This window comes from Streptomyces sp. SID10853, from assembly GCF_010548145.1.
Classification (GTDB): domain Bacteria; phylum Actinomycetota; class Actinomycetes; order Streptomycetales; family Streptomycetaceae; genus Streptomyces.
The window spans coordinates 1-2,992 of sequence record NZ_JAAGLN010000417.1 but is presented as its reverse complement, the minus strand read 5'-3'; the positions used below and the strand labels follow the sequence as shown (position 1 = coordinate 2,992).

Annotated in this window: 2 protein-coding genes and 1 pseudogene; 2 read left to right on the top strand and 1 reads right to left on the bottom strand. The window is 74.5% G+C overall.

What is annotated here, in order from left to right; genetic code table 11:
• A partial coding sequence (locus G3I19_RS35740) for a trypsin-like peptidase domain-containing protein (RefSeq protein WP_164267841.1) occupies positions 1-1,842 on the top strand: 1,842 nt, incomplete at its 5' end.
• Positions 1,839-2,825 carry a MoxR family ATPase gene (locus tag G3I19_RS35735; RefSeq protein WP_164267840.1) on the top strand — a complete coding sequence of 329 codons (987 nt, stop codon included), beginning with the start codon at positions 1,839-1,841 and terminating at the stop codon, positions 2,823-2,825. The genes G3I19_RS35740 and G3I19_RS35735, both read left to right, overlap by 4 nt.
• Here the strand turns inward: G3I19_RS35735 and G3I19_RS37130 are convergent.
• Positions 2,809-2,992, bottom strand: a pseudogene (locus G3I19_RS37130) (phosphopeptide-binding protein); the annotation flags it as partial. The gene G3I19_RS35735 and the pseudogene G3I19_RS37130 sit on opposite strands and share 17 nt — an antisense overlap.

Sequence of the window (2,992 nt, the reverse complement as noted above, 5' to 3'; positions counted from 1 at the left end):
GGCGCCGACGAGTGGCTCGGCGACCTCGCGGTGCTGCGCGTCGACGGGCCCGCCGGGAGCCTGCTCGCCCCCGGCCGGGCCGCCATGGTGGCCGGGCAGAAAGTGGGGGCCTGGCACGGGGGCGGCCGGGGCGCCACGCTCGCCCGCCTCACCGTCGCCTCGCTCCACCGCTCCCTCGCCTACCTGGACGGTGAGTCCACCGGTATGGCGGTCGGCGCGGGGTACAGCGGCGGGCCCCTCTGGTGCCGGGACGAGCGGGCCGTCGTCGGCCTCGTCGTCGCGCACTTCATGCCGCCCGTGCACCCCGCCACCGGCGCCCAGCTCCCGTACAGCCCCCAGCAGTTGGTCCGGCGCAGCTGGGCCATCCCCTGGCAGCGCGTCGAGGCCGAACTGCGCCCCCTCGGCATCATCGACGCCGCCCTCCCCGCGCCCCCCGACGCGGACGACCCCGCTTTCCTGCTGCTCGTGGAGGCGATCGAGGACTTGCTGCCGCTGATGAGCGAGCGCATCGACCGCGCCCAGCGGCTGGCCACCGCGTGCGGCGTCGAGTACGGCAGTGGTGTCACCCCGCCCAGCCCCGAGGAGTTCGCGGCGTTCCTCCTCACCCACCCGCGCGCCCTGGCCGCCTTCTCGGGGATCCTGCGCCGCGACAGCCCGGCAGCCGCCGACCGAGTGCTGGCAGCGGGCGGTCTCTCGCGTACGCCCCGGCTGCTGGCCCCGCAGGAGTACACCGCGCTGCGCAGGCAACTGGCCGCCCTGGACCGGGCGGTGCTCGGGCGGTTCCCCGAAGCGGTGCGTGCCGCGCTGCCGCATCTGGCCGCCCTGCCCGGCGGGGACTCCCTCGACACGCTCCTCGACCATCTGGAGGTCCTGCCGGGGGACGGCCACTCCACCGGCGGGGAGCGCAGGGTCCCGGCGCTGCTGCGCGTCATGGAGTACGTCGGCGCGCTGGGCGGGGGGCCGCGACGGGCGGAACTGCGGCTGTGGGCGGACGGGGTGGCCCGGAGGCTCGGCATCACCCGGGCGGCGCTCGGCGAGCGCAGGGCCGATGCCCAGGAGTGGGAACGCTCGGTGCGGGGCCGTTCGGCGCGCGTACGGGTGCTGGTGCAGGTGACACGGGCCGAGCCGGGCCGCCATCACCTGCGGAGCTGGTGCGACGAGGGTGCCGGGCCCCGGCAGGTGTCGACGGACAGCACCGTGTCGTACTCCGCTTCGGAGGCGGCGCGCGAGGTGCTGCGCGTCCTGGACTCGCTCACGCCGCCGGCCGGGGACGAGCGGCCGCCCCTCGTCGAGGTGCTCGTGGACCGCGCCGGTCTCAATCTTCCGGTGGACGAGTGGGAGGCACGCGACCCGGACGAGATCGTGCCCGGGGTGCTCGGCGTGGAGTTCCCGCTGGTCGTGCACTGCCCCGAACTCCTGCGCAGACACGGCCGTTTCGTGTCCCACTGGCGCACCAGATGGAGCCGGCTCGACTCGGGGAAGACCGTGGTCGTGTCGGAGTCCATGGACCGCGACACCGTCTACTCCAGTCTGGTCAACCAACTCGACACGGTGCGCGTCTCCGTGGACGTACCACCGGGCTCCCGGGACGGCATCGTGCAGATCTGTCTCGCGCTGGGCATACCTGTGGTGGTGTGGGACCGCGGCGGGGACGGAGCAGCACATGTCGTCGATTACATGGCGGACGTCGCCACCCGGGAGCTGCCGGACGGGGTGCGCGGCTACCGTGCGAGCGCCCGGGTCAGCCCGCCCGAGTTCCCCGGCCGCCCGGTCCTCGCCTGGGCCGACGCCGACCGCACCGTGCCCCGACTGCATCTGACCGAACCACAGGAGAGCACATGACAACCGCTCCCGAGGGCGAGCCCGCGTCCGGCCCGGCGTCCGGCGGTGATGCCGACTGGCGGCTCTTCCGGGGGGACGGTGTGCCCCGGGCCATCGCGCTTCCGTCGGCCCCGCCCTGGCGGCGTTTCACGCCCGTACGGTCGATGCGCCCCGAGCTGCCGTATCTGATCGAGCCCCGGCACGCCGATGTCGTCAACGCGGCGCTGCACCTGCGCCGTCCGCTGCTGGTGACCGGTCCCGCGGGCACCGGCAAGTCGTCGCTGGCCCGTGCCATCGCGCACGAACTGCGCCTGGGGGAGCTGCTGCGCTGGCCCGTCAACAGCCGCTCCACCGTCAAGGACGCCCTCTACCAGTACGACGCGATCGGCCGGCTGCGCGAGACGACGCTCAGCCGGGACCGCGGCGAACGCGAGCCGTCCATCGGTACGTTCATCCGGCTCGGCCCGCTCGGCACCGCCCTGGTCCCGTCGGCCGCCCCGCGCGCCCTGCTCATCGACGAGATGGACAAGGGCGACGTCGATCTGCCCAACGACCTGCTCACCGTCTTCGAGGAGGGCCTCTTCGACATCCCGGAACTGACCAGGCTCCCCGAGGACATGGCCGACGTGGAGGTGCAGAACCTGGACCATCTGGGCACCGTCCGGGTGCACCGGGGGCTCGTCCAGTGCGCCGAGTTCCCCGTCGTGGTGATCACCAGCAACGGTGAGCGCGACTTCCCGCCCGCGTTCCTGCGCCGCTGTGTCCGGCTCGACCTGCCGGTGCCCGACGAGGAGCGGCTGCGCGCCATCGTCGCGGCCCACCTCGGCGACGACGCGCTGCGGGAGGCCGAGGACCTGATCGAGGTCTTCCTGCGCCGCCGCGCCCCGGGCGAACTCGCCACCGACCAGCTGCTCAACGCCGTGTTCCTGCGCGCCGGCGGTATCGACCTGGACGCGGAGGGGCTGCTCGACGCCGTACTGCATCAGCTCACCGGGGCGATGTGAACGCGGCGGGCGACCCGGGAGCGGCGGACGGGGCGAGACCACCGGCCCGGCCGGGCCAGGAGGGCGCACCGGGCCAGGAGGGCGCACCGACACCACCGGGCCCGACACCGCCGAGACCGTCGGCACCACCGGGCCCGACACCACCGGCCCCACCCGGCCCGGCGGGT